This is a genomic window from Sorangium sp. So ce1036 (assembly GCF_051369805.1).
GTDB lineage: Bacteria > Myxococcota_A > Polyangia > Polyangiales > Polyangiaceae > Sorangium > Sorangium cellulosum_F.
On the sequence record NZ_JBBMOX010000001.1, the window covers coordinates 4,729,820 to 4,745,665 of the forward strand.

The following is a 15,846-nucleotide window of genomic DNA, read 5'->3' on the forward strand; positions in this document are numbered from 1 at the left end:
GCCGGGGCGCTGCGTCCGTGTCTCGAGTTCAGAGGAAACCTGTCATGAAGAAACTGCTGATCGACATGGTCTTTTGGCATCTGCGCGAGCTCGGCGCGCTCGGCCGGCGGGGGCAGACCGTGACCGAGGCGAGGGAGGCAGGCGGCCTGCTCCCCGCCTACGACGGGTGGTTCCGCGAGTGCGTCCGCGTCCTCGAGCGAGAGGGCTATCTCGAACGGCAAGGCGACCGTATCCGCGCGGCCGTCGCCGCCGGCGCCGGCGGGCCCGACGCGCTGTGGCGGCGGTGGGACGAGGAGAAGGCCCGCTGGCTGCAGAACCCCGATCTGGCCGCCGGCCACGTCCTGCTCGAGGCGACGATGCGCGCCTTGCCGGAGATCCTCACCGGCCGGAAGGCGGCGACGGAGGTCATCTTCCCTGGCTCGTCGCTCGCGCTGGTCGAGGCCGCGTACAAGAGCAACCCGATGGTGGCGCTGTTCAACGCGGTGCTGGCCGCGCAGGTCTCCGCGCACGTGCGACACCGCATGTCCCTGGAGCCGGGGGCGGGGGTCAGGATCCTCGAGATCGGCGCGGGCACCGGGTCGACGAGCGCCGTCGTCCTGCGCGCCCTCGCCGAGCGCGGGCTCGCCGTGCGCGAGTATTGCTACACGGACATCTCCAGGGCGTTCCTGAACCACGCCGAGACCTCGTACGGCCCGGCATATCCCTTCCTGACCTTCCGCGCGCTGAACATCGAGCTCCCGGTCGCCGGGCAGGGCTTCGACGTCGCCGGCTACGACCTCGTGATCGCGGCGAACGTGCTGCACGCGACCCGCAGCATCCGGAGGACGCTGCGCAACACGAAGGCGCTGCTCAAGAAGAACGGCCTGCTCTTCCTGAACGAGATGACGGGCAACAACCTGTTCAACCACCTGACCTTCGGGCTGCTCGAGGGGTGGTGGCTGTACGAGGACCCGGAGCTGCGCCTCCCGGGCAGCCCGGGCCTCTCGGTCGAGACGTGGCGCCATGTGCTCGAGGCCGAGCGGTTCGTGTCGGTCGCGTTCCCCTGCCTCGGCGCGTCCGAGCTCGGCGAGCTCATCGTGGCCGAGAGCGACGGCGTCGTGTGGCTGCTCGACGGCGAGGGGCCCCAGGCGCGCGAGGCCCAGGCGCGTCCGGCCCCCGGGCGGGAGCCGCGCCCGACGAACGGCGCGAACGGCGCTGCCGCGGCGCGCGTCGCGCCCGGCGACCGGGCCGGGGGCGCGGGGGCGCGCGCCGCGAACGGCGGCGCCCCGCGGCCCCCGGCCGCCGGCGACCGCGTGGGGCAGGCGATCGTCGACGAGCTCGCGGCGTCGCTGCGCATCGCGCGCGACCGCATCCGCGCGGACGAGCCGTTCTCGACCTACGGCCTGGACTCGATCCTCGCGGTGAGCGTGACGCGCGCCATCAACGAGCGGCTCGGCATCGACCTCGACATCACCGCGATGTTCGAGCACGGCACCGTGGCGCAGCTCCGCGACTTCATCGTGGCGAACCACGAGGCGCGCCTGGGCGAGGCGCCACCGGCGGCCGAGCTCGCGCCACCCGAGGCGGCCCGGGGCGCTCCCCCCGAGGCGGAGCCGGCCGCGGCGCAGGCGAGCGCGCCTCCGGCCGCGGCGCAGGCGAGCGCGCGGCCGGAGGCGGCGCAGGCGAGCGCGCGGCCGGAGGCGGCGCCCGGGGCCCGCGACGGGGCCGAGGGCTTCGCGATCATCGGCATGAGCGGCCGGTTCCCCCAGGCCGAGGGCGTCGACGCGCTCTGGCAGATCATCGAGCAAGGCCGGCGCTGCATCACCGCGCCCCCGCTGGAGCGCGACGACTGGAAGGCGTACGCCGACGGCGGCCCGGGCGGCGGGGGCGACGTCGCGGCGCGGTGGGGCGGGTTCCTCGACGGGGTGCACGAGTTCGACCCGATGTTCTTCGGCGTCTCGATGACGGAGGCCCGGCAGATGAGCCCCGAGCAGCGCCTGATGCTGATGGCGGCCTGGAACGCGGTGGAGGACGCGGGCTATGCGCCGAGGGAGCTCGCGAATCGCCCCACGGGCGTGTTCATCGCCACGGGCCCGAGCGAGTACCGCCCCGGCCCGGGCCCCCTGGGCGCCCCGGGCGAGGCGAGCCTGCTCAGCACGCCCCTCCCGTCGACGATCCCGAGCCGCATCTCCTACGCGATGAACCTGCACGGGCCGAGCGAGTGCTGCGAGACGACCTGCTCGTCGTCGCTCGTGGCCTTGCACCGCGCGATCCAGTCGATCCGGCGGGGCGAGTGCGCCCAGGCCCTCGTCGGGGGCGTGAACCTGATCCTGTCGCCGACCGGCTTCGCCAGCATGGAGGCGGTGGGCATGCTGAGCCCGAGCGGCGAGGTGCGCCCCTTCCAGGACGACGCGGAGGGCACCGTCCGGAGCGAGGGGGTGGGCGCGATCGTGATCAAGCCGCTGTCGAAGGCGGTGGAGGACGGCGACTTCATCTACGCCGTGGTCAAGGGCACCGGCGTCGCCCACGGCGGCAAGGGGGTCTCGTTCACCGCGCCGAACATCCGGGGCATGAAGGCCGCCATGCAGCAGGCCTACGGCGAGGCGGGGATCGACCCGGGCACGGTCACCTACGTCGAGGCGCACGGCATGAGCTCGCCGCTCGCGGACAGCGCCGAGATCGGGGCGCTGAGCTCGGGCCTGCGGGCGACGTCGCCGGCGGCGGGCGACGGGGGGCCCGGCGTCGCCCCCGCGTACGTCGGCAGCCTGAAGCCGTGCCTCGGGCACGCCGAGGTGTTCTCGGGGCTCGCGGCCTTGATGAAGACGGTCATGGCGCTCCGCCACGGGACCATCCCCGCCATTCCGAACTTCGGCCGGCTCCACGGCGGCATCTCGCTCGAGGGCAGCCGGCTCGCGATCGCCACCGAGAACATGCCGTGGCCTTCGCTGACGGGCGCCGACGGGCGGCCGCTGCCGCGCCGGGCGTGCATCAACAGCTTCGGCATCGGCGGCGTCAACGCCCACGCCGTGCTGGAGGAGGCCGCGCCGGGTGGGCCGCGCGGCGGGGCGGGCGCGGGCCCCGCGTCCGCCCAGATCGTCGTGCTCTCGGCGCAGGACGAGGACCGCCTCCGGGAGCGGGCCCGGCTGCTCGCGGCGCGGCTCGCGAGCGCCCCCGACCTGCCGCTCGCCGACGTGGCGTACACGCTGCAGCGCGGGCGCGAGGAGATGGATTGCCGGCTGGCCGTCGTCGCCGACACCCGGGAGGCGGTCGTCGCCGCGCTCGAGGACCTCCTGGCCGGCAGGCCGACGGGCGGCCACCGGCTCGCCCTCGCGACCGCCGAGCAAAGGAACGCCGAGATCGTCGCGCTGTGCTCGACCCGGGCGGGCGAGGCGCTCGTCCGGTCGCTCGTGGCCGAGGGCGCGCTCGACACGATCGCCGGCTACTGGGTCAAGGGGGCATCCATCGACTGGAGCCTCCTGCACGAGGGCGCGCCGCGCCGGCGGGTGCCGCTGCCGGGCTATCCGTTCAGGCGACTCCGCTGCTGGAGCCAGCCCGAGGCGCAGCGCGCGTCGCCCCCGGCCGCGCGGGCGCCGGCGGGCCCGCAGCGCGACGTCGCGCTCGGCCCGGAGGAGTTCGTCACCGGCCTCGTCGCGTCGGTGCTGGGGCTCGATCTGGCGACGATCGACCGGCGGCAGCCGCTCGACCGCTACGGGCTGAACTCGCTGCTGCTCGTGGCGATGGTGAGCCACATCCGGAGCGTGTTCCCGGCGTTCCAGCCGGGCTGGCTGCAGCCGCACGACACGCTCGACGCCGTGGTCGCGCGCCTCCTCCAGGTCGCGGGCGACGGCGCGCGCTGGGGGGTGGCCGCGCACCGCGTGCGGTACCCGGAGCTCGTGCACCTGAACGACAGGACGCAGGGCCGCCCGGTGTTCTGGGTGCACGGCGCGCTCGGCAGCGTCGAGACGTTCCAGGCGATCGCCCGCCGGAGCAACCGGCCGTTTTACGCCATCCAGGCGCGCGGCTTCATGACCAATCACCCTCCCATCGAGGGCATCGAGAGGATGGCGTCGCACTACATCGACATCCTCCGCACGGTGCAGCGCGAGGGGCCCTACGACCTGGGCGGCTTCTGCCTCGGGGGCATCATCTCGTACGAGATGGTGAGGCAGCTCCAGCTCCAGGGCGAGGCGGTGAACACGGTCGTCATGGTCGACTCGCCCGACAACACGGGCTTCACGAACACGAACGTCAGCCCCGACTTCCTGATCAAGAACGCCGCGCTGCAGCTCGCCAACACCTTGCTCTGGCCGGCCAACGAGAAGGACCTCTCGCGGGTGACGCGCCGGCTGATCCACCAGGGCGAGGTCGACAGCTCCCTCGATGACGACGCGTTCATCGCGCGGCTCGCGTCGCTCGTCGCGGAGCGCGGCCTGTCGATGACCCCCGAGGCGGCGCTCGAGTTCATCCAGCGCAACCTGAAGGTGCAGGCGGCTTACAAGGTCGGCGAGTACGTCATCCAGCCCCTCGCCCGGGCCGATGCCGTCGACTGCACCTATTTCCGCAACCGCCGCGGGCTGTTCTTCGGCGAGCTCGGCTCGTATTACAAGGTGGCGGAAGATCCGTTCTCGCTCGACCACGTGAATTACTGGCAGGACTGGGAGCGCGAGCTGAAGCGGCTGCGCATCGTCGACATCGACGCGTCCAACCACATGACGATCCTGTACGAGGACGGGCCGCTCGGCGCGATCGGCCGGGCGTGCGAGGAGCTCTATGCGCAGGAGCGGACCTGAACGGATTGCCGGCCGAGCGCGGCCCGGCCCCAGGAGTCTCACCCATGAAGATCATCGTTGATGCCAACCTCTGCGAGGGCAACGGCGTGTGCGAGGGCATCGCGCCCGAGCTGTTCCGCCTGGACAGCGGCGGCCAGCTCCACGTCCACGCCGCCTCCGATCCCACCGCCGAGCAGCGCGACCGCGCCGCGCGCGCGGTGCGCTACTGCCCGAAGGGCGCCTTGCGCCTCGTCGAGGACGACCACCCGATCCATCAGCCCGAAAGGACGCAGCCGTGAGCCAGAGTTCCCCGAGCCGAGCGCTCGACATCCAGTTCGACCCCCTGTCGCTCGAGTTCACCGAGGACCCGCAGCGGTTCTACGCCCCGATGCGCGAGCGGGCGCCGGTCTATTATTACGAGCCGGGCCGCTTCTGGGTGCTCACGCGGTATGCCGACATCGACGCGCTGACCCGGGATCCCCGCTTCACGATCGACCCCCGGGCGTGGCGCTACCCGCAGCCGCCGGCGTACCCCAGGGGCTCGGAGCTCGAGAAGATCTTCGATCACAACCCTTTCCACTCGTCCGTCGAGAACCACCTGCGCATCCGGCGCCTGGTGGCGCCGAGCTTCTCCGCGCGCGCGGTCGCGCAGCTCGAGCGCCACACGCGCGCCCTCTTCGACGAGCTCCTCGCGCGGGCCCGCGCCGACGAGCGCGACGTCATCGACTTCGCCGCCGAGCTGGCCCACCCCCTGCCGATCCGCGTCATCGCCGGCATCTTCGGGGTCCCGCGGGAGCACCAGGAGGCGTTCGGGCGGTGGGGCTACGCCATCCTCCAGCAGATCCTGCTGCGCCTGATGGCGCCGCACCGGCTCGCGGAGACGATGGACGTGGCCGAGCGCGGCGTCGGCATGATGCGCGAGATCATCGCCGACCGCCGCCGCAGGCCCGGCGACGACCTGCTCACCCAGCTCATCCAGGCGCAGGAGGCGGGCGACCGCCTGACCGAGGACGAGCTCGTGTCGCTCGTCACGATCATCATCGCGGCCGGCACCGACACCACGGTGCACGCCCTGAACTTCGCGCTCTACAACCTCCTGCGGCACGAGGACCAGCGCCGCCTGGTGCAGCGGGACCCGTCGCTGCTGAGCGGCGCGATGGACGAGCTCATGCGTTACGACAGCTCGAGCAAGGCGGCGATCCCCCGCTTCGCCCTCGAGGACCTCACGATTCGCGGGCAGCCCATCCAGAAGGGCGACCTGGTGAACGGCTATGTGGGCGCGGCCATGCACGACCCCGAGGTGTGGCCCGACGCCGACCGGCTCGACGTCACGCGCGACCCGTCGGCCACCCTGTCGTTCGGCCGCGGCGCCCACCACTGCCTGGGCGCCCACCTCGTGCGCCTCGAGGGCCGGGTCGCGCTCGGCACGCTGCTCGAGCGCTACCCCGAGATGCGGCTCGAGGCGCCCCCCGTGTACGAATACAAGCACCCGATTCACCGCAGCATGAGCTCGCTCAAGGTGCGCCTGCGCGGTTAAGGTGTCGCGCCGCGCGCCCGCGAGGCCCCGGCTTCCTTTCAACGTCCATCACCTGCTTGTCATGAACCAGCTAGAGGAGAGTTCGCGCATGTCCGACGCTGCCCCGCACCCGATGCCCGAGGCCCGCGATGGCCTGGTCTCCACCCTGAACCAGACCGGGCTCGCGATCGAGCATGTCGACGACGAGTACACCAAGGCCTTCATCGAGTTCGCCGGCCAGGCCCCGGGCCAGGCGCTCGAGATCGGCACGGCCTTCGGGGCGGCCTCCCTGCAGGTCCTGAAGCGGAATGTCCCGATCATCGCCAACGACATCGAGCCGCGCCACCTCGAGATCCTCAGGGAGCGCACCCCACCGGCGTTGCGGCCCCTCCTGCGCCTGATGCCGGGGCGGTTTCCGGACGAGCTCGATCTCCCCCCCGGGAGCCTGGGGGCGGTCTTGATCTCGCGCGTCATGCACTACATGATGCCCCGGGAGATCGAGGCCGCGGTGGCCAGGCTGTGGTCGGCGCTCGCGCCGGGCGGCAAGGTGTTCGCCGTGGTCGACACGGTCTACCTGAGGTCGATCCAGGCGTTCATGCCCGTCTACCGCGAGCGCAAGGCCCGGGGCGACGTGTGGCCCGGCTGGTGCGAGAACTTCCGGGAGATCGTCGTTCCCGAGTACCGCGCCCTCGTGCCCGAGTCGGCCCACTTCCTCGATGAGGACACGTTCCCCCCGTTCTTCTCGCGGGCCGGGTTCCGGATCGAGCGGTCGTCGTTCATCCCCCGACCGTACTATCCGGACGCCATTCGCCTCGACGGTCGAGAGAGCTTCGGGGTGATCGCGGTCCGCCCCTGAGCGGTCCTTTCAAGGGAAATGTCTCGCTCCGTCCGCCCGCGGACAGGGTAGGAGAGTCGATGTCAGGGTTCGGCAAAGCGTTGTTCCTGGTCTACGCGACCTTGCTGTCGGTCGTCGGGCTGTTCGCGTCCGAGATGTTCGTTCCGTCGCTCGGCGCGATCCAGCGCCATTTTCAGAGCGACGCCGCCAGGGTGGGGCTGTCGATCAGCATTTACATGGCCGGGTTCGCCGTCGCGCAGCTCTTCTATGGCGCCCTGTCCGATCAGGTGGGGCGCAAGCCGCCGCTCCTGGTCGGCCTGACGCTGTTCCTCCTGGGCACGCTCGGCTGCATCTCCGCCGGCAGCATCGAGGCGTTCCTGGCGTTCCGGCTGGTCCAGGCGATCGGCGTGGGCGCGGCGTACGTCCTCTGGCAGCCGATGGTGTTCGACCTCTTCCAGGGCGACGAGGTCCAGCGGCTGTTCGCGCGGCTCATGGCCGTCGGCAGCCTGTCGCCGGCGCTCGCGCCGCTGCTCGGCGGCTACATGGCCCAGTCGCTGGGGTGGCGCTCGGTGTTCTGGCTGCTCACGGGCCTCACGGTGGCGCTCCTCGCCTGGACGGCGCTCGTGTACCGCGAGTCGCTCTCGCGCGAGGCGCGCCAGCCCTTCTCGGCGAGCAAGCTGCTCCGCCAGTACGCGGGCCTCTTGCGGAGCCGCTTCTTCCTCGGGCACGCCGGCGCGATCGGCTGTGGCCTCGGGGCGTACTTCGCCTTTCTGACCCTGTTGCCCCTCGTGCTGTCGGGGCTGGGCTACCCGCCCAACGTCATCGGCTCGATGTACCTGCCCCTCGTCGTCGCGTTCATCGTCGGCGCCGAGATCGGGCGGCGCGTCCACCCGTCGCTCGGCGACCGGGGCAGCTGCGCGCTCGGCGCCGGCCTGGGGCTCGCGGGCGCGGTCATCCTGCTGGCGAGCTCGAGCCAGGGCGTCTCGTCGCACTGGCAGCTCGTGCCGCCGGCCATGCTCTTGACCCTGGGCAACGGGTTCCTCGTGCCGACCGGCACGGCCTACCTCATCAAGTCTCATCCGGATCGGGCCGGGGCGTGCGCCAGCGCGGCCGGGTTCCTGGTCGCGCTCATGGCCTTCGCGTCGACGTTCCTCGCGTCGCTGGCGTTCGACCGGATAGGGGTGCTGGCCATGACAGGCACGATGTTGCTGTTCGCGCTCGTCATGAACGTGTCGCTGTACTGGGGCAGGCGAGGCGCGCAGATCACGGCGGTGGCCGGCGGGTGAGCCCACCCCAAACGCCTCCACGCGCGGCCCGCGCGTCAGGGGCCGCGCCGCGCAGGCGATGGCGGCGTTCTCGGGAGCACAGCAGCGCGCGTGGAGATGTGCCCCCACATGGTACACGTCGCCTTGACATGGCATCGCGCCCGATCTAGAGCGGGGAGCAGGCCCGAGGGGTACGGGCGGAGCCTCCAGGCGACGGATGAGAATCAATCAATACGTCGCCGTGAGCCGAACGGCTCGGATGAGCCCGTATCACGCGAACCCTGCACCCCGCACCAGGCTCCACGTCTGTCCATCTCTTCTGGAGTACTAACGATGCCGCCCGAACCGGATGACGAGAAACGTCCGTCGACCGTCCTCACCGAATCGATGCGCGATCGCCTCTTCAAGCAGCGCGCGATCGTCATCAGCGGCGACATCAATCAGTCGCTCGCCAGTGAGGTGACGACTCAGCTCCTTGCGCTGTCTGCCGACAGCGACGCTCCGATCACGATCTTCATCAACTCTCAGGGGGGGCACGTCGAGTCGGGCGACACGATCCACGACATGATCCGCTTCGTCCGGCCGCGGGTGCGCATGGTCGGCAGCGGGTGGGTCGCGAGCGCGGGCGCGCTGATCTACGTCGCGGTGCCGGTCGAGGATCGGTACTGCCTCCCCAACACGCGCTTCCTCCTGCACCAGCCCTCGGGCGGGATGAGCGGGCCCTACAGCGTCATCGATATCGAGGTGCAGCAGATCCTCATGATGAAGGACCGGCTCAACCGGATCTTCGCGCGTCAGACGGGCCAGCCCCTCGAGAGGATCGAGGCGGACACCAAGCGCAACTTCTGGCTCGATGCCGTCTCCGCCAAGGAGTACGGGCTCGTGGGCCAGATCATCCAGAAGTCCGACGAGATTCGCTAGGCGGCCGCGGCGCGCCTGCGGCTCACGGCTGCGCGCCGTCGCGCGCCACGCTCGACGCCGGCGCCGCCGCTGTCTTTCGGCCGAGGAAGAGCAGCGCGAGGTACGCGAGCCCCGTGACCACGAGGCTCCCGAGCACGAGCAGCGGCAGCGAGTACGCCAGCCTGTCCAGGCCCACCCCCTCGATCAGCTTTCCGGTGATGGCCGGGAGGACCATGCTGCCGAGGCTGTCGCCGAGCAGCACCAGCCCGGTCGCGAACGCCGTCATGGGCATGATCTGCCCCGCGAGCGTGAAACCGCTGGGCCAGAGCGGCGCCATGCAGAACCCGAGCCCGAGCGTGGCGCCCCACAGCAGCGCGATCGAGGGCGGCAGGAGCAGCATCAGCGCGGACAGCGCGAGGCAGGCGCCCAGCGCGACGGGGATGACCTGGCGCGGCGTGAAGCGGATCGCCACGGGGATCGAGACCAGCCTCCCGACAGTGAACGAGAGCCAGAACCCCGACGTGAGGTAGGCGGCCCCGGCCGCCGAGGCGACGCCCAGCGTGACGGCGTAGGTGTAGATCCAGCTCCCGAACGAGATTTCCCCGCCGACGTAGGCGAAGAGGTACACCACCGCCACGAGCACCGGGAGGAGGCGAACGTCGCGGTCCGCGCCCTGCGCTGCGGACGCCTGCGCGGCCCGCTCCGGGGGCTCGGGCCTGTCTCGCATCGCCAGCACGCTCAGGGCGGCGAGGACGGAGATGACGGCCACGCCCCAGTACGCCGCGCGGTAACCGCCCCAGGCGACCGGGATGCGCGCGACCATCAGCGGCGAGATGAAGGCGCCCACCCCGAAGCAGAAGTGCAGCCCGTTCATGTACGGGCTGACCTTCTCCCCGTGGGTCCACAGGAGCAGCGCGTTCGTGCCCGTGTTGACCAGCCCCTCCGCGAGGCCCCGGCAGAACGAGAGGGCCACGAGGAGCCACAGCCAGGGGATGGACGGGGCGGCGGCGAAGCACGCGGCCGCGACGAGCTGCGCTCCCCCGAGCAGCAGGTGCCCGTGCACGCGATCGTACAGCTTGCCCCCCCACAGCGTACCGAGCGTGTAGCCGACCCCTCCGCCGAGGAACAGCGAGCCCATGTCCCCGACGCTCGACCCCGTTTGCTGCGCCAGATCGGGGAGGGTCGGCCCGGTGATGGCCATGTTGAGGCCCAGGCAGATGAAGAGCGCATAGTAACCGGCCGTGCGGCGCAGCGCCGGGTCGCTCCACCGGCTCGGGCGTGGACGCCCTCCCACGACTGCAGTGCTCATCGATTCACTCTCTTTCCCACGCAGGGGCTCGTGCGTGGTGTCCGGCGCGGCAGGGGATCCGGGGGGAGCGTCCACGCGAAAGGCGTCGGTGGCCCGCCGGGCGCGAAGCAAGCTCAGCCCGGGACGATCTCGCCCGCGGGCCCCGGGCGCAAGAGGGTCACCCGGCCCTCGGTCCCGTCCACGAGGATCTCCTGGCCATCCGGGATGCGCTCGGTCGCCCCGGCGGCCCCCAGCACCGCGGGGATCCCGTACTCGCGCGCGACGATGGCCGCGTGGGAGACCGCGCCGCCGGTGTCCGTCACGACGCCCGCGGCGAGGGTGAACAGCGGTGTCCATGCGGGGTTCGTGTACCGGCAGACCAGGATCTCCCCTGCCTTGAGCCGCTCGAACTCGCGCTCGTCGCGCACGATGCGCGCCCTCCCACGGATCACCCCGGACGACGCCCCGACGCCGCGGAGCTCGCCGCCGGCGGCGCCCCCCGCGGCCGGCTGGAACGCCCTCTTCTGCCATCTCCCGTTGACCACCCCGTACGTCGCGCGCCTGCGTCGCACGAGCCGCCTCGCCTCGTCGAGCGGCGGCGCCCCCCCGCGGAGCCACGCCCGGACCTCGGCGTCGGTCAGGTAGAAGATGTCGTCGGGGCCCGGCAGGTGCCCGCGCTCGTGGAGGCGGCGCGCGAGCTCGGCGACGATCGCCTGGAGCGCCGAGAACGAGCGCATCAGATCGAAGTGGGAGCGCTCCCGGAAGACGATCGCGCGCCGCAGCCGCTCGAGGGCGACCTGGAACGCGGCCGGCAGACGGGGCACGAAGCGGAGCGCCTGGGTGACCTCCTCGAGCGCCGCGCGATACCGCTTGAGCCCGGCCTCCTCGGACGGCGGCTCGGCGGCGTCGAGCAGGCCGCGGAGCAGCTTCCACACGGGCGTGGGGTCTTGCTGCCAGGTCGGCGCCGAGAGGTAAAACCCCGTGCTCTCCCGGTGCCCGTGCTCGTCCAGGAACGCCTCGACCTCGGCGACGTAGGCCCGGCCGGCCTCGGAGGCGCGGAGATCCTCCGGGCGCCCCGCGCGGATCGCGCGGGCGACCTCCGGCGCGGCGCTCACCGCCTTGCGCGCGAGGTGGAAGAGCGCGAGGTTGACGTCGGAGGTCCGGGTGTGCAGGCCCGAGACGAGATCGCCCATCACGGCGTCTGCGCGCTTCCTCCCCACGGCGAGGGTGACCGGGATGCGCAGGGCGATGGCGACCATCTGGCTGGCGCTCCGCTCGAACCGCTCGCCCAGGACGTCGGTCGTGGTCTCGACGATCCGGTCGGCGCGGCGCAGGAGCGCGGCGTCGTCCATCGCGCGGAGATCGGCCGGCGCGCAGACCTCCTGGATCCGCGGGAGCGCCACGCCCTCCCACCACGCCATCCCGTCGTCGCGCAGGCTGGCCGCGACCTTCCGCGGCAGCCCGAGCAGCCGGAGCGTGGGGCGCATCGGCGGCAGGACGAACAGCTCACGCCACACCTGGGCCACCAGCGCGCGCTCCTCGGCCTCGTCCACGTCGGCCCCGATGAAGCGCACCGCGCGGAGGAGCGCAGGGATGGCGATCCGGAGGCCCCATTGATCGAGCGGCTTCGGGGCGACGGGGAACCGGTCGTTGTCGTTGGCCTCGAGCATCTTCTGCTGGAGGCGGGTGAGCCTCGGCAGCGGGGGGAGGGGCTCGATCTCGGCCGCGCCGAGCGTGGTGATGGGGCGCGACTGGAGGAGGTGGATGGAGCCCCCCGCGAAGGCGAACTCCACGTCCTGCGGGCAGCCGAAGTGCGCCTCGAGGCGGAGCGCGAGGCGGCCCAGCTCGAGCACCAGGGCGTCGCTCGGCGCGGGGCGGCCGGCCTCCCGGCGGTCGCGGTCCTCGATCGCGAGGTCGTCCGCGCCGGGGGCCGGGGCGCCGTTCGGCGGGGCGGGGCGGGCCCCTGCGGGCTCGGCGAACGGCGCGCGCCGCAGGCGATATACATCGCCGCTCGTGTGCCCTGAGACCACGGCCTCGCCCAGGCCCGGCGCGACCTCCAGGAGCATGCGGTCGGCGCGCTGGGCCACCGGGTCCACGGTGAACAGGACGCCGGCGAACTCGGCCGGCACCATGCGCTGCACCACGACGGCGATGTTGACCCCCAGGTGATCGACGCCGCGCGCCGCCCGGTAGCGCAGCGCCCTCGGGCTCCAGAGCGACGCCCAGCACCGCCGCAGCGCGAGGAGGAGCTCGTCCTCGCCCGCGACGTCGAGGTACGTCTCGTGCTGGCCCGCGAACGAGGCGTCGGCGAGATCTTCGGCCGTCGCCGAGGAGCGGACCGCGACCCGCGCCGCGCCGAGGTCGCGGTGGGCGTCGCGGACCGCGCCCTCGATCCTGGGCAGCATCGCGCCCTGCTGGAAGAGCTCCGCCGCCGCCGAGGAGGCGGCCTCCCAGCGGCTCGCGGCGAGGTGCGCCGAGAGGCGCTCGGCGAGCCCCCACGCGCGCGCTTGCTCCGCGTACGCGTCGGCGCTCACCACGAACCCGGGCGGCACGGAGAGCCCGAGTCGGATCAGCTCGCCCAGATTGGCGCCCTTGCCGCCGGCCGTGGACAGGGAGGCTCGGGATAGCTGGCTCAAGGGATGAACAGGCATCAAGCGTCTCCTTGCGACAAGAAAGTTGCATTGTCCGCATGCGCGGCGCGCACGCGGGGTTCACGGAGCACCCCCATCGAGACGGTCGGCCATCGGCCCTCCGCCACCGCCTCGCCAGCAGGGCGCCGGGGGCGCCGAGCGACGCGGCGCGCCCTGGATGATCAGCGCCGAGCGACGCCCCGTCCTTTGGTCGTTGCCGATGGACGGGAGCCGTCGGGGCCGAGCATCGCTCGCCCCGTCACCGGAAGCGTCCTTGGATGTCTTCGCCTCGCCGGTTAGTAACTATCATGTTACTTATAACTGGCAAGGCCGCGTCACGTCATCGACATGCAGGCCCCGGTCGGGCCCGCGGAGTGCCCGGTCGCGTCAGGGCGCCGCGCCCGCGTCGGCGCGCTTGCCCACGACGATGTACTGCTCGGGCAGGTCCTCCGCGATGAGCTCGGGCGAGAGGCCGCCGGCGCGGAGCTCGGCGGCGACCGTCTCGGCGCCGATGCGGTGCTCCTTCGGGGGGCCGACGCGCGCGGCGTCGGTGAAATCCACGACGACCACCGCGCCGCCCGGGCGGAGCGCGGCCCTCAGCTTCGCCGCGTAGGCGGGGCGCTCCGGGATGTGGTGCCAGGTGTTGACCACGAGGACGCGATCGACCGAGCCGGGGTCGAGCCCGGGATCGTCGGGGCTGACCCGGCGCGCGGTGACGTTGGCGAGGCGCTCGCGGGCGGCGCGCTCCGTCATGTAGCGGACCATGTCCTGCTCGATGTCCAGGCCGATGACCGCGCCGGCCGGCCCGACCGCGCGGGAGAGGTGGGGCAGGAAGTAGCCGGTCCCGGCCCCGAGGTCGGCGACCCGCATGCCGGGGGCGAGCCGCATGGCGGCGACGACCTCCGCGGGCTTCTGCCAGGCGTCGCGCTCGGGGCCTTCGAAGGCGGCCACCCAGTCATCGGCCCGCTCGAAGCGGTGCACGAGCGGCCCCGCGCCGTGGCCGTGGCCTGCGCCGTGGCCGTGGCCTGCGCCGTGGCCCTGCTGGCCGTGGGCGCCGTGGCCGTGGGCATGGCCGTGGCCGGTGTGGGCTGCGTGACCCGCATGACCAGCGCCTGCCTGCCGACCGGGGGCGGCGTGGTCCGCATGGCCGGCCTGCGCGCCGCTCGCGGGATCGCGTCGTCCGCCGCTGCCAGGAGCGGCAGCGTCAGGGGTGGCGTTGCAGCCGCCGAGGAGGACGGCGAGGGCGACGAAGGACGCGGCGGGGTAAGGACGGCGGTGCATGCGCGTTTCCCTACCACGATCGAGGGCGGGAGCCCCAGGGGGCAGGGCCCGCGCGCCCGCGCCCGAGATCCCCGTCCGGAGCGCCACTGCACAACTTGTGCAACCGCCTGCCTGTTCGAGCAGGCGTTCGCTCGAACCGGACGGCCCGGATCCCACGGCCGCGCACGAAAGCCGCCGATCTCGCATGGCCCGACTCCTGCCAAGGGGACCACGACTCCGCGGCATCGCGACCGTCGCCTGAAGGTCTCGTCGCCGACGCGTCCGCGCTCCGGCGCTCGACCCGGCCACGGGCGCGTCGGTCGCCGCCGCGGGGAGGAGCTCGTGCATGACGATCGCCCGCCGCGCGGCGAGGCGATGCTGGAGGAACCTCATGAACATTCGGGATTGCATCAAGAACAGCCGTATCGCGTCCGTTCTCTTCCTCGCTCTCTCGGTGGCTCCGCTCACCGTGGGCTGTCAGGTGGAGGCGATCGACGGCGACGCCGATTCGATCGACGCCGCGTCGCAGGAGGTGAGGGGAGGGGGCGACGCGTGCGGCGGCCTCCTGGGGCTCATGTGCGAGCGCGGGGAGTTCTGCAACTACGACCTCGAGGCCCAGTGCGGCGCGGGCGACCAGATGGGCACCTGCGAGCCCATCCCGGAGATGTGTTTGAAGGTGTACGATCCGGTCTGCGGCTGCGACGGCAAGACGTACGGCAACGAGTGCGAGGCGAACGCGGCGGGCGTGTCGGTGGCGTCGCTCGGCGAGTGCGCGCCTGCGCCGAACGATGCGTGCGGCGGCATCGCCGGCCTCACGTGCGAGCGCGGGGAGTTCTGCGACTACAGCCTCGAGGCCCAGTGCGGCGCGGGCGACCAGATGGGCACCTGCGAGCCCATCCCGCGGGCGTGCACGAAGGAGTACAGGCCGGTCTGCGGCTGTGACGGTCAGACGTACAGCAACGCGTGCGTCGCGAACGCAGCGGGCGTGTCGGTGGCGTCGCCCGGCGCGTGCGCGTCTCCGCCGGAGCGGGCGTGCGGCGGCCTCCTGGGGCTCATGTGCGAGCGCGGGGAGTTCTGCAATTACAGCCTCGAGGCCCAGTGCGGCGCGGGCGACCAGATGGGCACCTGCGAGCCCAGGCCGGAGCTGTGCTTGCAGGTGTACGATCCGGTCTGCGGCTGCGACGGCAAGACGTACAGCAACGCGTGCGTCGCGAACGCGGCGGGCGTGTCGGTGGCGTCGCCCGGCGCGTGCGCAGCGCGCCTGTGAGAGAGCGCCGCGGGGGCCGTCGGTGTCGCGTCGTCTCGTGACGTCGACTCGATGGCTCCCGCTCCGGTCGCAGCCCACCGGTCAGCCCCTGCCCGCGCCGTCGCCTGCACCACCTTGCGCGATCCCCCCGGCGCGAG

Annotated in this window: 10 protein-coding genes; 7 read left to right on the forward strand and 3 right to left on the reverse strand. The window is 72.5% G+C overall.

The annotated features are described in order from the left end of the window. Positions 1 to 44 precede the first annotated feature (44 nt). From WMF31_RS17850 to WMF31_RS17875, 6 genes are all read left to right on the forward strand, one after another. On the forward strand, positions 45 to 4,769 hold the full coding sequence (locus WMF31_RS17850) for a beta-ketoacyl synthase N-terminal-like domain-containing protein (RefSeq protein ID WP_436603101.1): 4,725 nt from the start codon (positions 45 to 47) through the stop codon (positions 4,767 to 4,769). Between the two features lie 44 nt (positions 4,770 to 4,813). Beyond that, positions 4,814 to 5,047, forward strand: coding sequence for a ferredoxin (locus tag WMF31_RS17855; RefSeq protein ID WP_129348325.1), 234 nt, complete (start codon positions 4,814 to 4,816; stop codon positions 5,045 to 5,047). Further along, positions 5,044 to 6,285, forward strand: a complete 1,242-nt coding sequence (locus WMF31_RS17860) for a cytochrome P450 (RefSeq protein ID WP_129348323.1) — start codon at positions 5,044 to 5,046, stop codon at positions 6,283 to 6,285. The genes WMF31_RS17855 and WMF31_RS17860 overlap by 4 nt, the downstream gene beginning before the upstream one ends. 88 nt (positions 6,286 to 6,373) lie before the next feature. Further along, positions 6,374 to 7,120: a class I SAM-dependent methyltransferase gene (locus tag WMF31_RS17865; protein WP_436603102.1), complete on the forward strand. Its 747-nt coding sequence runs from the start codon at positions 6,374 to 6,376 to the stop codon at positions 7,118 to 7,120. A 59-nt stretch (positions 7,121 to 7,179) separates the two neighbouring features. Further along, positions 7,180 to 8,385 carry a Bcr/CflA family efflux MFS transporter gene (locus WMF31_RS17870; RefSeq protein ID WP_436603103.1) on the forward strand — a complete coding sequence of 402 codons (1,206 nt, stop codon included), beginning with the start codon at positions 7,180 to 7,182 and terminating at the stop codon, positions 8,383 to 8,385. Positions 8,386 to 8,697: 312 nt separating this feature from the next. Next, on the forward strand, positions 8,698 to 9,285 hold the full coding sequence (locus tag WMF31_RS17875; RefSeq protein WP_436603104.1) for an ATP-dependent Clp protease proteolytic subunit: 588 nt from the start codon (positions 8,698 to 8,700) through the stop codon (positions 9,283 to 9,285). 22 nt (positions 9,286 to 9,307) lie between these two features. On the opposite strand, the gene WMF31_RS17880 is transcribed toward WMF31_RS17875, so the two are convergent. The 3 genes from WMF31_RS17880 to WMF31_RS17890 all read right to left on the reverse strand — a co-directional run bounded on the left by WMF31_RS17880 (position 9,308) and on the right by WMF31_RS17890 (position 14,463). After that, the gene (locus tag WMF31_RS17880) at positions 9,308 to 10,573 is read right to left on the reverse strand and encodes an MFS transporter (protein WP_436603105.1); all 1,266 of its coding nucleotides are present in this window, start codon (positions 10,571 to 10,573) and stop codon (positions 9,308 to 9,310) included. Positions 10,574 to 10,686: 113 nt separating this feature from the next. Next, positions 10,687 to 13,203: a PEP/pyruvate-binding domain-containing protein gene (locus WMF31_RS17885; protein WP_436603106.1), complete on the reverse strand. Its 2,517-nt coding sequence runs from the start codon at positions 13,201 to 13,203 to the stop codon at positions 10,687 to 10,689. A gap of 366 nt (positions 13,204 to 13,569) precedes the next feature. After that, positions 13,570 to 14,463, reverse strand: coding sequence for a class I SAM-dependent methyltransferase (locus WMF31_RS17890; RefSeq protein ID WP_436603107.1), 894 nt, complete (start codon positions 14,461 to 14,463; stop codon positions 13,570 to 13,572). A gap of 370 nt (positions 14,464 to 14,833) precedes the next feature. On the opposite strand from WMF31_RS17890, the gene WMF31_RS17895 reads away from it, so the two are divergent. After that, on the forward strand, positions 14,834 to 15,709 hold the full coding sequence (locus tag WMF31_RS17895) for a Kazal-type serine protease inhibitor family protein (protein ID WP_436603108.1): 876 nt from the start codon (positions 14,834 to 14,836) through the stop codon (positions 15,707 to 15,709). Positions 15,710 to 15,846: the final 137 nt, after the last annotated feature.

What these genes read in the sequence shown, in the direction of transcription:
- WMF31_RS17850 (WP_436603101.1), top strand. Translation starts at nt 45, where the DNA reads ATGAAGAAACTGCTGATCGACATGGTCTTTTGGCATCTGCGCGAGCTC.
- WMF31_RS17855 (WP_129348325.1), top strand. Translation starts at nt 4,814, where the DNA reads ATGAAGATCATCGTTGATGCCAACCTCTGCGAGGGCAACGGCGTGTGC.
- WMF31_RS17865 (WP_436603102.1), top strand. Translation starts at nt 6,374, where the DNA reads ATGTCCGACGCTGCCCCGCACCCGATGCCCGAGGCCCGCGATGGCCTG.
- WMF31_RS17870 (WP_436603103.1), top strand. Translation starts at nt 7,180, where the DNA reads ATGTCAGGGTTCGGCAAAGCGTTGTTCCTGGTCTACGCGACCTTGCTG.
- WMF31_RS17875 (WP_436603104.1), top strand. Translation starts at nt 8,698, where the DNA reads ATGCCGCCCGAACCGGATGACGAGAAACGTCCGTCGACCGTCCTCACC.
- WMF31_RS17880 (WP_436603105.1), bottom strand. Translation starts at nt 10,573, where the DNA reads ATGAGCACTGCAGTCGTGGGAGGGCGTCCACGCCCGAGCCGGTGGAGC.
- WMF31_RS17885 (WP_436603106.1), bottom strand. Translation starts at nt 13,203, where the DNA reads ATGCCTGTTCATCCCTTGAGCCAGCTATCCCGAGCCTCCCTGTCCACG.
- WMF31_RS17890 (WP_436603107.1), bottom strand. Translation starts at nt 14,463, where the DNA reads ATGCACCGCCGTCCTTACCCCGCCGCGTCCTTCGTCGCCCTCGCCGTC.
- WMF31_RS17895 (WP_436603108.1), top strand. Translation starts at nt 14,834, where the DNA reads ATGAACATTCGGGATTGCATCAAGAACAGCCGTATCGCGTCCGTTCTC.